17 protein-coding genes are annotated in these 16,456 nt (G+C 26.7%); 4 read left to right on the forward strand and 13 right to left on the reverse strand.

Translation table 11 applies throughout. The features are described from left to right. Window positions 1–97: 97 nt before the first annotated feature. Window positions 98–826 (reverse strand): glycerophosphodiester phosphodiesterase, encoded by a 729-nt coding sequence (locus CLTHE_RS10450; RefSeq protein ID WP_080023344.1) that lies wholly within the window; start codon window positions 824–826, stop codon window positions 98–100. A gap of 138 nt (window positions 827–964) precedes the next feature. Beyond that, window positions 965–1,642 (reverse strand): hypothetical protein, encoded by a 678-nt coding sequence (locus CLTHE_RS10455; RefSeq protein WP_080023347.1) that lies wholly within the window; start codon window positions 1,640–1,642, stop codon window positions 965–967. A gap of 549 nt (window positions 1,643–2,191) precedes the next feature. Here CLTHE_RS10455 and CLTHE_RS10460 point away from each other — a divergent pair. After that, the gene (locus tag CLTHE_RS10460) at window positions 2,192–2,779 is read left to right on the forward strand and encodes a metal-dependent hydrolase (protein ID WP_080023350.1); all 588 of its coding nucleotides are present in this window, start codon (window positions 2,192–2,194) and stop codon (window positions 2,777–2,779) included. A 39-nt stretch (window positions 2,780–2,818) separates the two neighbouring features. Here CLTHE_RS10460 and CLTHE_RS10465 read toward each other — a convergent pair whose 3' ends face one another. Together CLTHE_RS10465 and CLTHE_RS10470 are read right to left on the reverse strand one after the other, a co-directional pair. Then, window positions 2,819–3,322 carry a carboxypeptidase-like regulatory domain-containing protein gene (locus tag CLTHE_RS10465; protein WP_080023352.1) on the reverse strand — a complete coding sequence of 168 codons (504 nt, stop codon included), beginning with the start codon at window positions 3,320–3,322 and terminating at the stop codon, window positions 2,819–2,821. Between the two features lie 70 nt (window positions 3,323–3,392). Then, entirely contained in the window at window positions 3,393–4,277 is an 885-nt protein-coding gene (locus CLTHE_RS10470) for an MSCRAMM family protein (protein ID WP_080023353.1), read from the reverse strand. A gap of 114 nt (window positions 4,278–4,391) precedes the next feature. Here CLTHE_RS10470 and CLTHE_RS10475 point away from each other — a divergent pair, with 114 nt between their 5' ends. From CLTHE_RS10475 to CLTHE_RS16960, 3 genes are all read left to right on the forward strand, one after another. Continuing rightward, a complete protein-coding gene (locus CLTHE_RS10475) occupies window positions 4,392–7,757 on the forward strand; it encodes a hypothetical protein (RefSeq protein WP_080023356.1) in 3,366 nt (1,121 codons plus the stop codon). A 120-nt stretch (window positions 7,758–7,877) separates the two neighbouring features. Beyond that, window positions 7,878–8,201, forward strand: a complete 324-nt coding sequence (locus tag CLTHE_RS10480) for an alpha-helical endospore appendage domain-containing protein (protein WP_080023359.1) — start codon at window positions 7,878–7,880, stop codon at window positions 8,199–8,201. A gap of 145 nt (window positions 8,202–8,346) precedes the next feature. Then, window positions 8,347–9,381, forward strand: coding sequence for an alpha-helical endospore appendage domain-containing protein (locus CLTHE_RS16960; protein ID WP_207651203.1), 1,035 nt, complete (start codon window positions 8,347–8,349; stop codon window positions 9,379–9,381). Between the two features lie 264 nt (window positions 9,382–9,645). Here CLTHE_RS16960 and atpC read toward each other — a convergent pair whose 3' ends face one another. The 9 genes from atpC to CLTHE_RS10530 form a co-directional block, all read right to left on the reverse strand. Further along, the gene (gene atpC, locus CLTHE_RS10490) at window positions 9,646–10,056 is read right to left on the reverse strand and encodes an ATP synthase F1 subunit epsilon (protein WP_002599446.1); all 411 of its coding nucleotides are present in this window, start codon (window positions 10,054–10,056) and stop codon (window positions 9,646–9,648) included. A gap of 16 nt (window positions 10,057–10,072) precedes the next feature. Next, window positions 10,073–11,467, reverse strand: a complete 1,395-nt coding sequence (gene atpD / locus CLTHE_RS10495; RefSeq protein WP_002599447.1) for a F0F1 ATP synthase subunit beta — start codon at window positions 11,465–11,467, stop codon at window positions 10,073–10,075. Window positions 11,468–11,483: 16 nt separating this feature from the next. Continuing rightward, on the reverse strand, window positions 11,484–12,347 hold the full coding sequence (gene atpG, locus CLTHE_RS10500; protein ID WP_080023361.1) for an ATP synthase F1 subunit gamma: 864 nt from the start codon (window positions 12,345–12,347) through the stop codon (window positions 11,484–11,486). Window positions 12,348–12,388: 41 nt separating this feature from the next. Further along, window positions 12,389–13,903, reverse strand: coding sequence for a F0F1 ATP synthase subunit alpha (atpA, locus tag CLTHE_RS10505; RefSeq protein WP_080023364.1), 1,515 nt, complete (start codon window positions 13,901–13,903; stop codon window positions 12,389–12,391). 13 nt (window positions 13,904–13,916) lie between these two features. After that, the gene (locus CLTHE_RS10510) at window positions 13,917–14,456 is read right to left on the reverse strand and encodes a F0F1 ATP synthase subunit delta (RefSeq protein WP_002599450.1); all 540 of its coding nucleotides are present in this window, start codon (window positions 14,454–14,456) and stop codon (window positions 13,917–13,919) included. A 2-nt stretch (window positions 14,457–14,458) separates the two neighbouring features. After that, window positions 14,459–14,935 carry a F0F1 ATP synthase subunit B gene (locus tag CLTHE_RS10515; RefSeq protein WP_002599451.1) on the reverse strand — a complete coding sequence of 159 codons (477 nt, stop codon included), beginning with the start codon at window positions 14,933–14,935 and terminating at the stop codon, window positions 14,459–14,461. A 51-nt stretch (window positions 14,936–14,986) separates the two neighbouring features. Then, a complete protein-coding gene (gene atpE / locus CLTHE_RS10520) occupies window positions 14,987–15,208 on the reverse strand; it encodes an ATP synthase F0 subunit C (RefSeq protein WP_002599452.1) in 222 nt (73 codons plus the stop codon). Between the two features lie 83 nt (window positions 15,209–15,291). Further along, window positions 15,292–15,513: an ATP synthase subunit c family protein gene (locus CLTHE_RS10525; RefSeq protein ID WP_080023366.1), complete on the reverse strand. Its 222-nt coding sequence runs from the start codon at window positions 15,511–15,513 to the stop codon at window positions 15,292–15,294. Between the two features lie 58 nt (window positions 15,514–15,571). Next, window positions 15,572–16,252, reverse strand: coding sequence for a F0F1 ATP synthase subunit A (locus tag CLTHE_RS10530; protein ID WP_080023367.1), 681 nt, complete (start codon window positions 16,250–16,252; stop codon window positions 15,572–15,574). Window positions 16,253–16,456: the final 204 nt, after the last annotated feature.

Here is a 16,456-nt window from a genome sequence, read left to right on the forward strand (position 1 = left end):
ATTTATTAAATTAGCTATATTTTAATAAAAATTTAATATTTAAAGAGTATAAAATCTTAATTTTTTTATACTCTTTAAATATTAAACACTTATTTTTTTACATTTCTAATAATTCTTTTAATTTTTTTGGATAATTTGTTATTATCATATCTACTTTTAAATCAATCATATTTTTTAAATCTTTTTCTTTATTTACTGTGTAAGTATTTATTTTTATATTTTTATCTTTTAACTTTTTTACAACTTCTTTATTTAAACTATTGAACTCAGGATGATAGCAATCTGCTCCAATACTATTTATATAATCTTGAGGTTCATATATACAACTATCAACTAAAGCTCCCACTTTAACTTTATTGTTTATATCCATACATTTTTTTATTGAATAGTGATTAAAAGATGAAACTACTACTCTATCTTCTAAATTATATTTTTCAATTAATTTATATACTTTTTCTTCTAATCCTTCATAATTTATAATACTATTTTTAAGCTCTATATTTAAAATAAAATCATTATTTAAAAAAAGCTTTAATACATCTTCTAGTTTAGGAATCCTTTCACCTTTAAATTCTTTTGAAAATTTATATCCAGCATCAAATTTTAAAAGTTCTTCATAAGTATAATCTTTTACATATCCACATCCATCAGTTGTCCTATCTAAGATTTCATCATGAATTACAACAAGCTCTAAATCTTTACTTAGTTGAACATCAAGTTCAATTCCATCTGCTCCATTTTCTAATGCTTTTTTAAAGGCAATCATAGTGTTCTCAGGAAAATCTCCTGAAGCTCCTCTATGTGCTATATTTAAAATATTTTTCATTTATATCACTCCTTAATATATAGTATTATATTACACTATATTTAATTTAAATTATATATAATATTAAAAACACCCTAAAAGTATTTGCCTTTAGGGTGTTTAAATATATATCTAATTAAGTGAGAGTAAATAAATTTTTTATTTTACAATTGTATATCCATTACCATCTTTAGCATTAATAATGAATTCAAAATCATTTAAAGTAAGTGAGTCAAAGTTAGCATTTTTAAGTTTATCCATTTCTATATCATCTGTTGTTACTATGTATTTAAAGTAACTTTCAACACTTTGACCTGATGCTAACATTGGTTTATTATCAACTTTTTTAAGGTCTTTATCAAATATACCTAAGTAATACTCTTTATTATCTTTGTCTGTGTTACCTTTTACAATTGCACCTGTTTCCATGCATCTTAATTTTAATTGGTCTTGGTATGGATTATAATTGCTGTCAATTGTTAAACCATTTAGTAAGTCCATAGGTTGAACTTCATTTTTAGCTTTATTAGTAAGCTTTAATGGAATCATAACTTCAATGTATGATTTTCCACCTTGATCTTTTTTATGCATTAGAGTAGGATTTCCAATTGCTAATTCTCCATAAACATTGCTTCCTTCTTTTCCTATAACATAAGTTTTATTAAATACACCTGTTATTACATCTTTCTTTACATGGTCATTAACTTCACCTTGTTTTTGAGTTTCTTTTGGTGTTGGAGTTGGTGTTGGTGTTTGATTTGCTTTATTTCCCCAACATCCAACAAGAGCTGAACATAATAACCCTGTAGCTACTATTGAGCTTAATAATTTCTTCATAAAAATACCTCCTATTTATTTTTGTTCTTTTGAACTATCTCATTAGTTAGTATTTTCATTTTTTTATTTTATATTACTTATTTTAATAATCTCTCAAAAAAATATTTTTAAAATTTTTCTTATAAAATAAAGGAATTTTTGGTTTTTTGTGGAATTATTATAGTTGTAAAAATATTTATTCATAATTTTGATTATAAAGTATAAGTAAAATAACCTATAATTAATGCCATAATTTAAAGTATATATAGCAACCAATCAACTAATAAACGAAGTACTAGCCACACTATTATTTACATTTTTATATATACTAACAGACATAATAACACTTAAAATATTGAGATTACTACTATTCGATGTTAGCTTTAAAGGCATTATTAATAGACATTCTTAATTTCCTTTACATTAAATATGAAATATACTTATACTTTATTTTAGAGAAAGCTTTATGCTTTCTCTTTATTTTTTCAAAATTTCACAATTACGTAATTCCTTATTTCTTAATATTCATATATAATGTACTTATTATACATAACAAAATAAGGAGTACAAATGACGAAGAATACCCACTCATCAGGAGGTTTTTTATTTGCACTTATAACTTTAAATATATTTATAAGTTGCTACATAAATGGATATGAGATTCTTTACCAAATACTTTTAATAGCATTGTTTTTTCACTTTGCAAATCTTGGTTCTGTTTTTCCTGATATTGATATGAAAGGTTCTTATATTTCTAAAAGATATCCTCTTTTATCTAAGGCCTTTAAAAAGTGTAAACATAGAGGATTAACTCATAGTTTTATTTTTTTATCTATTCTTTATGTAATAGCTTTAGCATTATCATTCATAAGTCATGAAAATATAGTGGTAATATCTATTTGTGGTGGATTTTTAATAGGATATATCTCCCACTTAGTATTAGATTTGCTTACAAAAGAAGGTATAGAACTATTTTTCCCATTTAGAGCCAATATTCGTTTGTTCAATATAAAGACAGGTTCAAAGGGCGAAAAAACCTTCCATAAATTTTTAAAGTTAATCATTGCTATATTCTTAATATACAATGTTTATCTTATATCAATTAGATATTTCCATATTGATTTATTTAAATTAGTAATGGACAAAATTAAGCATTAAAAACTTGTCTAAAACATTTATATTGTTTTGGACAAGTTTTTATTTTATTCCTTTCACTATATAAGTTCCTTTTGGTACATCAATGAAATTATATTCTCCTGTAAAATCTGAATTAGTAAATTTAATAGGCTTATATTTTTTATCTCCTATAACTTCATATAATACTACTAATGCGTTTTCTATAATTTTGTTTTTATCATCTCTTATATATCCATATATCCTATTTTTACTATAATTCACTTCACATAAATTAATATTATAAACTCTATCTTTGCATACATTTATATTAAAAAATTTATCCTTATATCCATCACCACAGGCTTTTACTTTATATACTCCACAACAAATATTTCTCATAACTGCTCTTCCATTAGAATCTGTTTTTAAAATAAAAAATTTTTTTGTTTTTAAAGATTGAATACATATGTATCCATTCCTTATTGGAGTTTTATTGATATTTTTTATCTTAAATATTAATGTATGTGAACTTTTTTTATTAAATAAACATGCTAAAAATAATGCTATAAAATTAATATATCTCATAAATTCCACCTATTATAAATTTTTATGTATTTTAAGAGCTAGAAAATATAATCTAGCTCTATTAACTTTATTAAAGAATAACAATATCTTCTGTTTTATTTGATTTAACTTTGTAATTTCCTTGTGGAACATTAATAAATAGATATACACCAGCTGAATTTGTTTTTGTAAATGCAACTGCTGTAAGTGAATTATCTTCATTTACTCTATATAAAACAACATCTGCTTCTACAATTGGTTGGTTATTTTGGTCAGTAATTATACCAGAAACAGTACCTCTTGAAGCATTTGGATCTTGAGTTATATTTATTATTGAAGGAACAATTTGTCCTTGAGTTGTTATAGATACAGTACTTGATGTTCCTATATAACCTAAGGCTGAAACTCTTATTGAATAATTTCCTATATTTAATCCTCTAAATACAAATTGACCATATTGATTTGTATAGGTAATAGCAACTAGTACTTCTGTTTGATCTTCATTTACTTTATATAAAGATATAACTGCTCCATTTATTGGTGCTCCTGTTGCACTATCATATAAATCTCCTGCAATTATACCTAATTGTGAGCTTGGATCATTTACAAGTGTAAAATCTTTTGTTATAACTTGACTCGCTGCAATACTAAATGAAACACCTTGATTTAGTGCTTTACCTGTAGCTATTGCGAATATATTATATCCACTACCAGCTGGCACATTATCAATAGTATAAGTTCCATCTGCTGCTGTTATAGCATGAAACATTGGCTCATAATTAGAATCCATTATTTTTACAAGAGCATTAGGCACTGGATTTTCATTTTCATCTTTAACAGTTCCTGTAACACTTCCTGCATTATTTAATGGTTGTGGAGATAATTTAAGGTCTAATCTTATTTCTTCTGCTACTGATGCAATACTTTTAGAAACAGATTGACCTAATATATATTTGTCCTGTTTAATTGTAGCCATTAAAACACCTCACTTTTTTATTCTATCTATTATATGTAATGTAATTACAAAATGTTATATCATTAGACAAAATTTTGAATATAATATATTAAAAAAATTTTTGAGGTGATTAATATGTTTGATTCTTCAAACTTTATAATAACTTTAAATAATAACTCAATTGTTAACCTCACCACTAATGGGAGGATAACTTTAAATTTTACAATAAAAAATACTGATACAATAAATATTTTATATAATTTATCATTTAAATTATATTTAGGAGATGGAATAAGCTTTATAAATTCAACTATAGATTATACAAATGTTGATGAAAATATATATTCTTTTACTAATATAAGAGATTTAGCTCCAAATGAAACTAATTATAATTTTTCAGTAACATTAAAATTAAATGAAGTAGATTCAAACGGACAACCTCTTTCCTTTAACTCCATAATTCCTTGTTCTTTACAAGGATATTGTGATACTAGCCCAAGAGGAATTTATGATAATGGAAATGAAATAATAGAAGCTATAAGTAATTTTTCATTTAAAGTAAGTGAATATATTATTTATAAAGAAAATCCTTCTAAAATTCTTTTAGGTGAAGAATATTATAGTTCTTTAATTATTCAAACTTCAAAAAATGCAAATATTTTATTTTCTGAATTAAAAGATATATTAGGAAATGGAATAAATTTTTTAGATGATTTAACTATTTCAGGTTATTCTTCTGAAGCGCTTAACAACTACGAAATAATTTCTCCCAAAGCTTCAATTAATAACTTTACAATAGTTTGGAAAAATGTTTATATTCCTGAATCTACTACAATTATTATAAAATTTAAATTTAAAGGAAACGAAAGATATTATTTAAATGGAACAACTACTGGAGTATATATTACTCATGGATCCCAAATTCAAAGTCAAGTTCAATATAAAATTTCAAATACAACTTATAATTATAATTACTCATTTAATATGTATGAGGTTATATTAAGCTTATCTTTATCTAATTATATTGTAGATATTAATGATAACTTAGTATATAAAATTTATTTTTATGGAAATCTTTATCATGATTTATATCAATTAAGTGGCTATTTAACTACTTCTGATGGGCAAAGTTTATCTGAAATTAGTAGTCCTCAATTCACAAATAAAATTGTTTCTTCCTCTGGAATAACACAGCTTATTTGGAATGTTGGAACAATCTTAGCCGGAACAACAGCTACTATAACTATAAATGGTACTATTAATTCTAATTACACTAATACAGAATTATCTATTTTATCAGGTGATATTTTTACTGTATCTTCATCTTGTAATGCAATTAGTTCAGCAACTAATACAATCATATCAACTTCTGATTCAACTGAATTAAGAATTAAACTTCCTTCTGTAACTAAAACTATAACAGGATATTTTTATAGAGATAATACGCCTAAAAATTCAAATGTTTTAGCTCCTGGAGATTATGTATCTTATAAATCTACCTATGATAGTAGAAACCTTAAAGCACCTTCAGGCTCTATTAAAATTTTTGATTTTTATCCTTATATAACAAAAGATATATTAAATATAAATTACTCATATTCTGAAAATAATTATGTAAATACAAATCCAGTTCCTGTTGAACCTTATGGTGTATTGTGGTTTGTAAATCAGATTCCTGGAAATACAGCTTTTGATATAAACTATTCTACTCAAATTGATTATTCTAATAATTATAATAAATTCTTATATAATTTATTTAAACTTCAAGTTGTTAACTCTAATAAAATTTCTTATTCTAGTAGAAGCCAAATAGGTTTTTCTCTTGGAAAGCCAAACTTAATTTTGAATAAAAAAGCAACTGGAAACAATATAAATGCTATTAAAATAGGAGAAATTTATTCAATATCTTCAACTTTAATTAATAACAATGGAGATAATGTTACTGATGCATTTAATATTACTTTTACAGAAACATTACCAAATAATATACCATTAATATCAACTTCTATTAATGCAAATATAAATAATTCTGAAGCTTTAAATTATTCTATTCAAGATAATAAGATAATTATAATTATTCCAAAGTTAGCTCCAGGAGATACTTTTAATTTATCATATAATATAAAAGTTGATTCTACTTTAGGTCCTAATAAAACTTTTAATTTTATTAGCTCTACAACTGCACCATATACTCAAGCTTATAATGAAAATTTAAATAATCTCCAATACGACATTGGTGTTTTAAATAAATCTATATCTTTATCTTCTGCTCCACTTATATTAAGCATAACAAGTGATTCTCCATCTAAAATTATAGGTGAGAAAGTTTATTACACCTTTAATATAACTATTCCTTCTGGGCAAAGATTAAATTCACTTTCACCAATAATATTAATTCCTTCAAAAGAAACCTATTTAAATAATGCTTGGTTAAATAATGTTCCTATTAGCTCAAGTTATGTAAATAATATAATCACATTGCAACCAATGACTAACATTGATTCAACTTCAGGAAATATAATTTATAGCTATAAAGTTGAGTGTTTAATATCAGACTCTATTGTTTCAAGCATTAATCCAAATTATACTTTAGAAACTTTTTATGGTAACGTAAATTATATTACCTTATTAAATGAAAATTTTAATATTGGAATAAATAATACTCTAACTATAAATCATCCTAACATTGATTTAAATATTGCTTCTTCAAATACAGATAGCAATTATAAAAACCACTATTTAACAAATTCAAATAATATTGTGTATACAAATATAATTGCAGAAAATTTTGGAAAAGCTATTGCAAAAAATATAAATTTAACAGTAACTATTCCAGAACATTTAAATTTTAACTCAATTCTTTTAACTTCACCTGGAATAACTTACTCTTATAATAGCTCTACTAGAATTTTAACTGCTAATATTTCTAATATAGATATTAATGATAAAAAATATATAATTATGATATCAAATATAGATAAATCAACTTATTCAGAAACTAAACTTATACTAACTGGAACTATAAATAGATATTATAATAATTTATCAGATACTAAAATATATACTTCAGATATTATCTTCAACAATGAAATATATATAAATAGTCTTATTAGCTTTCTTCCTTTAAAGCCTTATAGCTTAATTGGAAGCTCTTCTGCAATTAATCTTTCTCCTATTAATAAAAAGACAAAAATAGAATATATTTTAACTAACACAGGTGAAGGAATAAATAGCTATATCATTACAATAACTCCTATTTTTTATGAATATGACTTATATATAGGAGATAATTTTATTTTAAATGTTCCATCAAATACTCCTGTTAATCTTAATTCTTCATTTTTAACAAATATAACTTCAGGTGATAGCAGATATATTTCTCTTCACTATACAATTAAAGACACTACTTTTGAGCCATATAACACTTTAATAATAACAGCCAAATCATTAAGTAATTCAAATATATTTAAAAGCATTCCAACTACCTTACAAGACCCTTAAACTCTAAAATTTTAGACTATCAATATATCTATTACTTTTTTCTTTTAAAAGAATACAACAATTTAAATTAAAAGCATACTATATTAATATAAAAAATATAATTTAACGGAGGTTAACACCATGGGAATGCCTTGTATAAAATCTAGTGGAATACAAAAGGAAGAAGCAATAACTGATGTAATTGAATCTATTGCATTAATGGAAGCTGCTTTAAGTCATATACTTAATGCTGAGGGTGAAAAAATTCAAGCTGTTGTTGGAACATTACATCATCGTCCACAAAACTCTGATAAATGCTGTCCACCATCATGTCTTATAGCTAAAGATCCTGAAGAACTTCTAAAAATAAATAAATCTGTAGAATCAGTAATTAATGCAATTACTTCTTTAGAACTAATTTTACAAAAGAAATTATCATTAGTTTCTTACAGATGCGGATGCTAATTTCATATAAATGTTAATTAAAAGCGACTTAAATAAATTTATTTAAGTCGCTTTTTATATAGTCTAATTTATATGCCATTTACAAACACACACATTCTAAAAATTTAAACATATTATATAATAAAAAATTTAAAGGAGATACTTTATGGCTTTGTTTAAAATAAAAGATATTGAAAATTTTAAATTAAAGAAAAACCTATGTCTTATAGATGGTGTTTGTACAGAAGATTCTATTTATTTTACAACAGATACAAAAGTCATTGTAATATTTTTTTGTAACAAAATTAATTATTTAACTACAGACAAATCATATTCAAAGATAACATATGACAGTGATGAAAAATGTTTTTATGCAACTGCTTTAAATTCTAAAAATTTAATTTATAAGCTTGATTTAAGTTTTAATGAGCTAGAATGTATTGATATATGTAATACTGCAGAAGGCCCAAAAGTTATTAAATCTCTTTCATATGATAAATATAACAAATGTCTAGTCTTATCTGATTATGATTATATGTTTAAATTATATATTAACAATATGACTTTAATTACACTTTGTCGTAATGAAAAATTTAATCCTTACTCTATATATTCAATAGAAAACCTTATTTTAAGTCTTTCTAGAAATAAAAATTATTTCACTTTAAATATAACTGAAAAGTATAGGTCTTTACCTGTATGTAAATTACCTAAAAATTTCAGATATAAAGCAATTATTTGTGCATATAATAAAAAAACTGAAATTTGCATAAACATATTGGCTATTGATTGTAAAAATATTGAGCACTTAATTACGATATCTATAAAATTAAAAGATAAACCTGATTGTGATGATAATTGCAATACTGACAATTCAGAGTGTAAATGCCTAAAAAATCGTAATGCTATAAATAATGCTATTGAATCTATAGCTTTAATAGAAACTGCTTTATCTCATATATTAAATGCTGAAGGTGAAAAATTACAAAAAGGAATATCATGTGCAAATTATGTTTATGAACTAATAGAGTTAAATAATTCAATTGAAAAAACTATAACTAAAGTAACTAATTTAGAAATACAACTTTCTGATAAGCTTTCTTCTCTTAAAGAATTAGTTAATAATCCATGTTTTGATGAATGTAATGATAAATGTGATGATGAACATCATTGCGAAACAAATAATGATAACGAAATTTAAAATAAAAATGAATACTTCATTAAACAAGAACCTATTAAATAGATTTTTAATAAATTCTAGTCTATTAAATAGGTTATTATTTTTAGTTAACATATTTTTTTTATTTTATATTAAGATTACTTCTCCTTCAAAATATTTTTACAAGGATTTGTAAATAAATAAAATCCACTAGTTATTCTAGTGGATTTTCATTAGATTAATCCCAAAATTTATTTTGAGATATCCCCAAATTTTATTTTAAAAGCCCTCTTTTATTTACAAATCTTATTTTTTATCTTTTGCAAATTCAATTCTTTCTATTGCTCTGCTAAGTGCAAGTTTAGTTCGCATATCTTCAATTCTGCTATCTATTTCATTTTCTAACTTCTTCTCTGTTTTTTCTTTAGCTAATTTAGCTCTCATAACATCAATTTCTTCTCTAGTTTCAACTGTATCAACACAAAGAGTTACCGCCCCATCTTTTACTTCAAGAACTCCTCCTGAAGCAAAATAATCTTTTTCTTCGTTATTTCCTGAAACTATAATTAATTTTCCTGGAACTGTAGTAGTAATGTAATTTTCGTGATTTGCAAGTATAGAAAATTCTCCAGCTAAGTTTTTACATGCTATTTTACTTGCCTCTCCTTCAAAAATCTTTTTATGAGGAGTTATAACTAATAGATTAAAATTATCCATTTAAATCACTCCTTTACTACTCTGCCATACTCTTAGCTTTTTCTATTGCCTCTTCAATGCTTCCAACAAATAAGAATGCTGATTCTGGTAAATTATCATGTTTTCCTTCTAATATTTCTTTAAATCCTTTTATTGTATCTTTAATTGGAACATATCTTCCTTTCATACCTGTAAATTGTTCTGCAACAGTGAAAGGTTGTGATAAGAATTTTTCAACTTTTCTTGCTCTTGATACAACCATTTTATCTTCATCTGATAATTCATCAACCCCTAATATAGCTATGATATCTTGAAGTTCTTTATATCTTTCTAAGATTGTTTTTACTTTTGATGCAACTTCATAATGTTCTTTCCCTACAACTCTTGGATCTAGAATTCTTGATGAAGAATCTAATGGATCAACAGCTGGATAAATACCTTTTTCAGCAACACTTCTTGATAAAACTGTTTGAGCATCAAGATGAGTAAATGTTGTAGCTGGAGCTGGGTCAGTTAAGTCATCTGCTGGTACATATACTGCTTGAACTGAAGTGATTGAACCATTCTTAGTTGAAGTAATTCTTTCTTGTAAAGCACCCATTTCAGTAGCTAGAGTTGGTTGGTAACCAACAGCTGAAGGTATTCTTCCTAATAAGGCAGAAACTTCAGAACCTGCTTGTGAATATCTAAATATATTATCTATAAATAATAACACATCTTGTCCTTTATCTCTGAAAGATTCAGCTATAGTAAGTCCTGTTAAAGCAACTCTCATTCTTGCTCCTGGTGGTTCATTCATTTGTCCGAATACTAGAGCTGTTTTTGAAATAACTCCTGATTCTGTCATTTCACCAAGTAAGTCATTACCTTCTCTTGATCTTTCTCCAACACCTGTGAAAACTGAAAGTCCACCATGTTCTTTAGCTATATTATTTATAAGTTCTTGAATAAGAACTGTTTTTCCAACACCGGCACCTCCAAATAGTCCAATTTTACCACCTCTTTGGTATGGTGCTATAAGGTCTATTACCTTTATTCCTGTCTCAAACATTTCAGGAACAACTGATTGTTCTTCAAATGTTGGGGCAGGTCTATGAATTGGATAATATAAATCAGCATTAACTGGTCCTTTGTTATCCATTGCATTTCCTAAAACATTAAATAATCTACCTAAAACAGCTTCTCCTACAGGAACTGTAATTGCTTTTCCTGTATCTTCTGCTTCCATTCCTCTTTTTAATCCTTCTGTTGATTCCATTGCAATTGTTCTTACAATATCATCACCAATGTGTTGTTCAACTTCACATACTAATATTTCTTCTCCATTTTTAATATGTATAGCATTATACATATTAGGAAGATTATTAGATTCAAATTTTATATCTACTACTGGTCCAATAACTTGAACTACTTTTCCTATATTATTAGGCATAACCGTTCCCTCCTAACTATTTCTGTGCTTCAGCTCCACCAACAATTTCTGAAATTTCTTGAGTAATAGCACCTTGTCTAATTCTGTTATACTTAGTATTTAAACTATCTAAAATATCATCAGCATTCTTAGTTGCTCCGTCCATAGCCTGCATTCTAGCATTTTGTTCACTAGTTTGTGAATGATAAATAGTATTAATTATTTTTCCTTCCATATATCTATAAACAAAATTCTCTACAAGCTCATCTGGTGATATTTCTGAACTATATACCTCAGTATCCTCTTCTGCAAAAGTTTCTCCTTTAAAAGGAAGTATTACTTCATCAACAACATCTTGTTGTACTGGTGACTTATATTTTGTATACACAAAACTAATTGAGCCATATTCACCTTTAGAATACATATTCATTAAATCAACTGCCAAATGTCTAGCATCTTTAATTGATATACCATCTTTTATATTTGTAACTTTATCTACAACATCAAAGCCATATTTTTTAGCATAAGATACACCTTTTTCACCAATTACTAATGTTTTAATATTAGCTCTTTCTGATTCAGGATATTTATCACTTAAATAAACAGATCCACTTCCATTAAATCCACCACAAAGTCCTGAATTTGATGCAAATATAACGTACAATTTTTTTTCACTATCATTTTCACGAACAAATTCATTATCTTTAAATTCATCTGCTAATCTAAAAATATCTCTTTTAATAGTTTCTATTCTAGTAAAATATAGATTATTATTATCAAGACTTGCTCTGGCTTTTCTAAGTTTTGCTGTTGATACAAGTGCCATGGCTTTGGTAATCTTTTGTGTACTTTCAACACTTTTGATTCTTCTTTTTATATCTAATAACCCAGCTGCTGGCATATTTTCACCTCCTACTCTTCAAAAGAGTGCATAGCTTAAAGCTATGCTGTTTTTTCAAAACTCTTTTTGAATGTATTTATTGCTTCTTCGAGTTCTTCTTTTATTTTATCAGTGAATTTCTTTTCATCTTTTAATGATTGAACTAAGTTATATTCTTTTTCATCAATATAGCTTAAAAATTCAGATTCAAATCTTTTAATATCTCCTAATGGAATATCTGATAAAAAGTCATTAACTGCAACGTAGAACATGAATACTTGATGCTCAACTGACATTGGTTTATATTGATCTTGTTTTAATATTTCAACTAATCTCTTACCTTTTTCAAGTCTTCTTTGAGTATCTCTATCAAGATCAGATCCAAATTGTGCGAATGCGGCAAGTTCTCTATATTGCGCAAGTTCTAGTCTTAAAGTACCTGTTACTTGTTTCATAGCTTTAATTTGAGCATTACCACCAACCCTTGATACTGAGATACCGGCATTAACTGCTGGTCTTTGACCTGCATTAAATAATTCTGATTCAAGGAATATTTGCCCATCTGTAATTGAAATAACATTTGTTGGAATATATGCAGTAACATCCCCTGCTAGTGTTTCAATTATAGGAAGTGCTGTAATTGAACCTTTTCCAAGTTCTTCTGATAATTTTGCCGCTCTTTCTAGAAGTCTTGAATGAATATAGAAAACATCTCCTGGATAAGCTTCTCTTCCTGGTGCTCTTCTAAGTAATAGTGCCATTGTTCTATATGCAACAGCATGCTTAGAAAGGTCATCATAAATTATAAGAACATCTTTTCCTTTATACATAAAATATTCAGCCATTGAACATCCTGAATAAGGTGCAATATATTGAAGTGGAGCACTATCTGATGCTGTAGCTGCAACAACTACACTATAGTCCATAGCTCCTTCTTCAGTTAAAGTATTAACTATATTTGCAACTGTTGATTGTTTTTGTCCGATAGCAACATATATGCAAATAACATCTTTTCCTTTTTGATTTATAATAGTATCAATCGCTATAGCAGTTTTACCTGTTTGTCTATCTCCAATGATTAATTCCCTTTGTCCCTTACCAATTGGAATCATTGAATCAATTGCTTTTATCCCTGTTTGTAATGGTTCATTAACTGAACTTCTGTCTATAATTGATGGTGCTGGCATTTCTATTGCTCTAAATCCATCATTTTTTATAGGTCCTTTTCCATCTATTGGTTGTCCTAATGAGTTAACTACTCTTCCAATAAGTGCATCTCCAACTGGAACCTCAACAACTTTACCAGTTCTAGTTACAATATCGCCTTCTTTTATTCCATCTTCAGATCCTAAAAGAACACATCCAACACTATCTAGCTCTAAGTTAAGAGCCATTCCAAATACTCCGTTTGGGAATTGTAATAATTCACCCTCAACACAATTATCTAATCCATAAACTGTAGCAACTCCATCACCTATTTGAATGATTGTACCTGAGTCTACTGTTTCTAAATTTTTTTGATATTTTTCAACTTCTTCTTTAATTATAGAAGTTATTTCTTCTGGTTTTATATGCATGGGCTCACCACCTTTATTTCTTATTAAGCATTAATAATCTCATGTCTTCATATTTAGATTTTATAGAGCCATCTATAACTTCATTTTCAACTCTTACATAAAGACCACCTATTAAGCTTTTATCAATTTGTCTTTCTAATATAATGTGCTTATTATATTTTTTTTCTAATTTGTCTAACAATCTTTTATACTCTTCATCTGTTAATGGAATAACACTTTTTACAACACCTTCTATTGTGTTTAATTCATTTAAATGTATTTTTTCCATTTGATTTAATTTTTCTCTTAGATAAAGTATTCTTCCTTTATCTATAAGAAGTTTTAGAAAGGCTAATATTTCATCATCTATTTTTCCTCTGAAAATTCTATCAAAAATAGCCTTCTTTTCATTTGTGCTAATTTGAGGGTGCTCCACAATTTCGTGAAGCTCCTTATTATTATCTATAATGTCACAGATTTCACGTAAAACTTGTAGATATTCTTCTACTTTGTTTTTTTCCTCTGCTATTTTGTATAAGGCTAATGCGTATCTTTTATCTAAAAATTCATACATGCTTATACAACCTCATCTATAAAGCTATTAATTAATTTTCTGTGTTCTTCTTCATTTAAAGATTCATTTAAAGCTTTTTTAGAAACAGCTATAGCTAAACTAATAACTTGTTCTTTAATCTCGAACTCTGCTTTTTCTCTTTCTCTAACTATTTCTAGAGAAGCTTTATTTCTGATTGATTCAGATTCAGCTCTTGCGCCTTCAACAATTTCATTATAGATTTTTTCAGCTTGTTTCTTTCTTGCCTCAGTAATTTTTTTCCCTTCTTCATTAGCTGCTTTTAAAAGTTCTTCATTTTTAAATCTTAGCTCTTCTGCTTCTTTAACCTTATTATCAGCAGAAGTTATTTTATTTAAGATACCTTTTTGTCTTTCATCAATAGTTGCTTTGAACTTATCCCAAAAGAAATGTCTTAATATTAAAAGTAAAATTATAAAGTTAATTATAGTCATACATACTTGACTTATTTCAATGTGCATCCCAAATCTAACCTCCTTTCAAAGGTTATTAATTTTATTAAAATATACATATTATTTTGCGAATAATAGAATTATCGCTACAACAAGACCATAAATAGCTGTTGCTTCTGCAAGACCTGCTCCAAGTATAAACATACTTTGTATTTTACCGCTCATTTCTGGACGTCTAGCTAATCCTTCTACAGCACCTTTAGCTGCAATACCTATACCAATACCAGCTCCTAAAGCTGTTACAGCTGCAAAACCAGCTCCTAATATTGTTCCTAGTTCCATGATATTATCCTCCTTTATACTGAACTCATTCCGTTTAATTACTTATTTTTATACATATATAAATTAATTTTTACTTACTAAGTTTATTTTACGAACATAATTATTATTGAAATAATAAATCCGTATATTGCTGTTGCACCACAAAGCCCTGATGCCATAATAAATATTCCTTGTATTTTCCCAGCAGCTTTTGGTTGTTTAACAGTAGCTTTTATTGCAGCTGATGTTGCAATACCAGTACCAATACCTCCTCCAATACCTGCCATAACAGCTATACCTGCTGCTATCATTGCTAATCCATTCATGATTTACGCCTCCTTATAAACTATAAAGTTTTCTGTTACCTTCATTAGTTAACAACTACTAATGATTATCTGCTTGAATTTTTATTGTAATGATAGTTAACATTACAAAGATTATTGTTTGAATTATTCCATCGAATAAATCAAAGAATGAGTGTGGGATAACTGGTATAGCAAATTGAGCAAACATACTTATGTGTCCTAATCCAATATAAACAAGAGACATAACTATTGCTGCTGCAAGCATATTACCAAATAAACGTAATGCAAGTGATAATGGGAATACTATAACTTCCATTATGTTGATTGGAATCATAGCTGCATAAGGTTGTGCATATGATCCTAAATATCCTCCTATTCCTTTTTTCCTAATAGCATTGTAATGAATTAAGAAGAAAGTAATAATTGTAAATCCAACAACTACACTTAAGTTTCTAGTTGGAGGTCCAAAACCTATAAGGCCGCAAAGGTTTAATATACCTAAATAAATACCTAAAGTTCCAACAAAAGCAACATAACCTTCATATCCTTCTCCCATGTTTTCTGATACAAGTCCTGCAACCATATCGTAAGCCATTTCAATTCCTACTTGTAATTTGCTTGGCTTGTCCACACTTAACTTTCTAGTTAATATGAATCCTGCTACTATTAAAACAACCATTACTCCCCATTGAGTAACAATATCTGAATCAATAGCAAATCCAAATATGTGTACTGTAAACAAAGGTGCAAATACATTCATCTACAATCACCTCCTTAAAACTTTATTTAATTTTTAATAAGATTCCTATAAAAAGAACTTCCCACATTTTTTTCTTTAAATGTAATCTTATTTTATAAGTTACAAAAATCGACAATACTATGTAAAAAAATTTTAGTTCTTTTAAGCTTCCTATTAATGTATATAGTTGAATACTTATTCTTATATAAGATATATTTATTCAAC

The sequence above is a fragment of the Clostridium thermobutyricum DSM 4928 genome, assembly GCF_002050515.1.
GTDB classification, from domain to species: domain Bacteria; phylum Bacillota; class Clostridia; order Clostridiales; family Clostridiaceae; genus Clostridium; species Clostridium thermobutyricum.

What these genes read in the sequence shown, in the direction of transcription:
- CLTHE_RS10450 (WP_080023344.1), bottom strand. Translation starts at nt 826, where the DNA reads ATGAAAAATATTTTAAATATAGCACATAGAGGAGCTTCAGGAGATTTT.
- CLTHE_RS10455 (WP_080023347.1), bottom strand. Translation starts at nt 1,642, where the DNA reads ATGAAGAAATTATTAAGCTCAATAGTAGCTACAGGGTTATTATGTTCA.
- CLTHE_RS10460 (WP_080023350.1), top strand. Translation starts at nt 2,192, where the DNA reads ATGACGAAGAATACCCACTCATCAGGAGGTTTTTTATTTGCACTTATA.
- CLTHE_RS10465 (WP_080023352.1), bottom strand. Translation starts at nt 3,322, where the DNA reads ATGAGATATATTAATTTTATAGCATTATTTTTAGCATGTTTATTTAAT.
- CLTHE_RS10470 (WP_080023353.1), bottom strand. Translation starts at nt 4,277, where the DNA reads ATGGCTACAATTAAACAGGACAAATATATATTAGGTCAATCTGTTTCT.
- CLTHE_RS10475 (WP_080023356.1), top strand. Translation starts at nt 4,392, where the DNA reads ATGTTTGATTCTTCAAACTTTATAATAACTTTAAATAATAACTCAATT.
- CLTHE_RS10480 (WP_080023359.1), top strand. Translation starts at nt 7,878, where the DNA reads ATGGGAATGCCTTGTATAAAATCTAGTGGAATACAAAAGGAAGAAGCA.
- CLTHE_RS16960 (WP_207651203.1), top strand. Translation starts at nt 8,347, where the DNA reads ATGGCTTTGTTTAAAATAAAAGATATTGAAAATTTTAAATTAAAGAAA.
- atpC (WP_002599446.1), bottom strand. Translation starts at nt 10,056, where the DNA reads ATGGATAATTTTAATCTATTAGTTATAACTCCTCATAAAAAGATTTTT.
- atpD (WP_002599447.1), bottom strand. Translation starts at nt 11,467, where the DNA reads ATGCCTAATAATATAGGAAAAGTAGTTCAAGTTATTGGACCAGTAGTA.
- atpG (WP_080023361.1), bottom strand. Translation starts at nt 12,347, where the DNA reads ATGCCAGCAGCTGGGTTATTAGATATAAAAAGAAGAATCAAAAGTGTT.
- atpA (WP_080023364.1), bottom strand. Translation starts at nt 13,903, where the DNA reads ATGCATATAAAACCAGAAGAAATAACTTCTATAATTAAAGAAGAAGTT.
- CLTHE_RS10510 (WP_002599450.1), bottom strand. Translation starts at nt 14,456, where the DNA reads ATGTATGAATTTTTAGATAAAAGATACGCATTAGCCTTATACAAAATA.
- CLTHE_RS10515 (WP_002599451.1), bottom strand. Translation starts at nt 14,935, where the DNA reads ATGCACATTGAAATAAGTCAAGTATGTATGACTATAATTAACTTTATA.
- atpE (WP_002599452.1), bottom strand. Translation starts at nt 15,208, where the DNA reads ATGGAACTAGGAACAATATTAGGAGCTGGTTTTGCAGCTGTAACAGCT.
- CLTHE_RS10525 (WP_080023366.1), bottom strand. Translation starts at nt 15,513, where the DNA reads ATGAATGGATTAGCAATGATAGCAGCAGGTATAGCTGTTATGGCAGGT.
- CLTHE_RS10530 (WP_080023367.1), bottom strand. Translation starts at nt 16,252, where the DNA reads ATGAATGTATTTGCACCTTTGTTTACAGTACACATATTTGGATTTGCT.